General features: G+C 36.4%; 1 protein-coding gene and 2 pseudogenes. 2 read left to right on the top strand and 1 reads right to left on the bottom strand.

Translation table 11 applies throughout. The features are described from left to right. Positions 1 to 787: pseudogene (locus PHI38_RS10055) on the bottom strand (YgiQ family radical SAM protein); the annotation flags it as partial. 143 nt (positions 788 to 930) lie between these two features. On the opposite strand from PHI38_RS10055, the gene PHI38_RS10050 reads away from it, so the two are divergent. Together PHI38_RS10050 and PHI38_RS10045 are read left to right on the top strand one after the other, a co-directional pair. Then, on the top strand, positions 931 to 2616 hold the full coding sequence (locus PHI38_RS10050) for an AMP-binding protein (RefSeq protein ID WP_299855726.1): 1686 nt from the start codon (positions 931 to 933) through the stop codon (positions 2614 to 2616). Positions 2617 to 2623: 7 nt separating this feature from the next. Further along, positions 2624 to 2951: pseudogene (locus tag PHI38_RS10045) on the top strand (flagellar basal body protein FliL); the annotation flags it as partial.

The raw sequence follows: 2951 nt of genomic DNA, 5'->3' as shown, positions 1-2951 counted from the left end.
TAAAGGGTAAGTTTGAGTTAGCATCCATCTCTTCTTGGTTGAGATAATCACAGGGTGGATTTTGTATAAGATATCTATCATCTACCTTTTGGCAAAGTCCTTTTGCACTTATGGGGTCATTGTTATCGTAAAAATCATCAAAAAGGTCAATATAACGCTCTTTATCATCCACACACTCTTGATGCGATGGAAGTTGTATATACTCAAGCTTTGGCTCTTTAGAGATGTAGCAAACTCCTCTAATACCACTATAATCAGTTTTGTTTTCTATAGCACGGGTTAACTCTTCTAAAGCAATCTCTCCCATCCCATAGATAAGCGCATCAGCTTTTGAGTCAAAGAGTATAGGTTTTTTTAGCCTGTTTTGCCAATAGTCATAATGACTCACGCGTCTAAGAGATGCCTCAATCCCTCCGATAACCAAAGGTACAGTATCTTTAAAATATCTTCTTATAAGGTTGCAGTAAACACTCAGAGCGCGGTCTGGCCTTTTATCGTTTTTCCCACCAGGAGTATAATCATCTGTATTTCTAAACTTTTTTGTCGCAGTGTAGTTACTAACCATACTATCAACACTTCCGCCACTCACACCCCAGTAGAGTCTAGGCTCGCCAAGTCTTTTTATATCAGTATCGCTGTTAATATCGGGCTGACCTATCATGCCAACCCTATAACCCATCCTCTCAAGCATCCGACCAACCATTGCCACGCCAATAAAAGGAGAGTCTATATATGCATCTCCACTAACTAGGATAATATCGCATCTATCCCAGCCAAGAGCATCCATCTCTGCTTTGGTGGTTGGCAAAAAATCTTTTTCGCTAAACTCTACAATATTTCGTTTTGTTTGGTTGGTTTTGCTTCTTCTGCTCAAGGTATCTCTTTTTTAAGTATAATAATACTCAATCAAATTAAAATAAGAGATTAGTTATGACATACCCTTATGAAAATCTAGATAACTATACGCTACCAAAGTTACTAGATCGTTCTGTTTTGCTATATAAGGATTCTGATGCACTAAGCAAACTCTCAGAAGTACCTATGAACTATTTAGAGTTTGGGCAAAAAGTTCAAGAGATGGCAAAACTACTTCAAGAAAATGGCATCTCTCATGGAGATAAAGTACTACTTCTTAGCCAAAATATGCCAAACTTGGCTATAGCTTACTTTAGTGTAACTTACATAGGTGCGGTTATAGTTCCTGTTCTTCCAGACTTTCATCCCTCAGAGGTTCTTCACATACTCCGCCATTCTGAGGCAAAAGCAGCCTTTGTGTCTCATAAGCATCTAAGCACACTAGAAGAGAGCAGTGATACTTACTTAGAGTTTGCTATAGAGTTAGACAGTCTTAAAATCATCGATGAGTCTATAAATAAAAGTTATCTTAGTGGACTTAGAACAAAAACTAAAGAGATGGCACAAAAATTTTCAAACCAAACTCCAAAAGAGATAAAAGAGGAGGATTTAGCAGCCATCATATACACATCTGGTACAACTGGTCACTCAAAAGGTGTGATGCTAAGCCACAAAAACATTGTAACAAATGCCCTCTCAACTCATTCTATCTTAGAGATAACAAAAGATGATGTCTTTTTATCCATACTTCCACTAGCTCATACCTATGAGTGTACAGTTGGTTTGATCGTTCCCATACTTCACGGCTCAAGTGTAGTCTACATCGACAAGACACCAACTCCTAGCGTTTTACTAAAGGCTTTTGAGATAGTAAAACCAACTATGATGCTAAGCGTGCCTCTTATTATAGAAAAGATTTACAAAAACAGAGTCTTACCAAAGCTTACTAACTCCTTTATTATGAGAAATCTCTATAAAAACAGCTATCTACGAAAGAGGCTAAACAAGGTAGCTGGTAAAAAACTTTTAGAGACTTTTGGTGGCAGACTTAGGTTTTTTGGCATAGGCGGAGCAGCTCTGGCTCCATATGTTGAAAAGTTTCTTATAGAAGCAGAATTTCCATACACTGTGGGCTATGGCTTAACTGAAACTGCACCGCTCTTAGCTGGTACAAACATAAACCTACAACCAAAGTTTAGATCAACAGGCCCTGCTTTTTACGGTGTAGAGCTTAAGATAAAAGATCCAGACCCCATCACTAAAGAGGGAGAAATTATGGCATCTTCACCTAGTGTGATGCTAGGATATTACAAAGATAAAGAAAAAACTGATGAGGTGTTGAAAGATGGTTGGTTTTTAACTGGAGATTTAGGTTATATAGATGAGGATGGTTATCTCTTTATTAGAGGAAGAAGCAAAAATGTCATCATAGGTTCGGATGGAAAAAATATCTACCCTGAGCAGCTAGAATCCATCATAAACCAAGATGAAGCTGTGCTTGATTCACTGGTTTTAGAGCAAAACTCCAAATTAGTAGCAAGAGTCCACTTAAATTATGAACTCCTAGATAAAAGGTTTCATGCAGATAAAAACACTGATATAATGGTCAAAGAAGAGATAACAGAGTTTTTAGAAGAGTTACGTCTTAGAGTAAATAGCCAAGTAGCATCTTCTTCTAAAATAGTTAAGTTTATAGAACAGATAGAACCATTTGTAGAGACTCCAACTAAAAAGATAAAAAGATATCTTTATGCTGAGTAGGTGAATTATGTTACAAAAAATAATCTTATCAATAATCTGGCTTACCTTAGCAGCCCTTCTAGTTTTACTCATCTTTTATGGTGTCTCAACTTCAGACTTTAAAAACTTAAAAAAATACAATGAAGAGGATTACGGTATCGGCAATGTTAGAGATAATATGCATAATCCATCAAAGAAAAAACAGGAGTTTGCAAAAGAGAGATTTTACACTAATAGAGTGACTGTAAAAAGCTCTACAATGGCAAATCTAGGTGACTTTACTGTAAATATTGCTGGGGATAAAAAGCTTATACTCAACATATCACTAAAATATAAAGAGAAAAATAAAAATGCTT

This window comes from Sulfurimonas sp. (assembly GCF_028694895.1).
In the GTDB taxonomy this organism is placed as follows: domain Bacteria; phylum Campylobacterota; class Campylobacteria; order Campylobacterales; family Sulfurimonadaceae; genus Sulfurimonas.
This window is presented reverse-complemented; position numbering and strand designations above follow the sequence as displayed.

Bases quoted from the DNA above. Each gene is read 5' to 3' on its own strand.
- PHI38_RS10050 (WP_299855726.1), top strand. From the start codon at position 931: ATGACATACCCTTATGAAAATCTAGATAACTATACGCTACCAAAGTTA.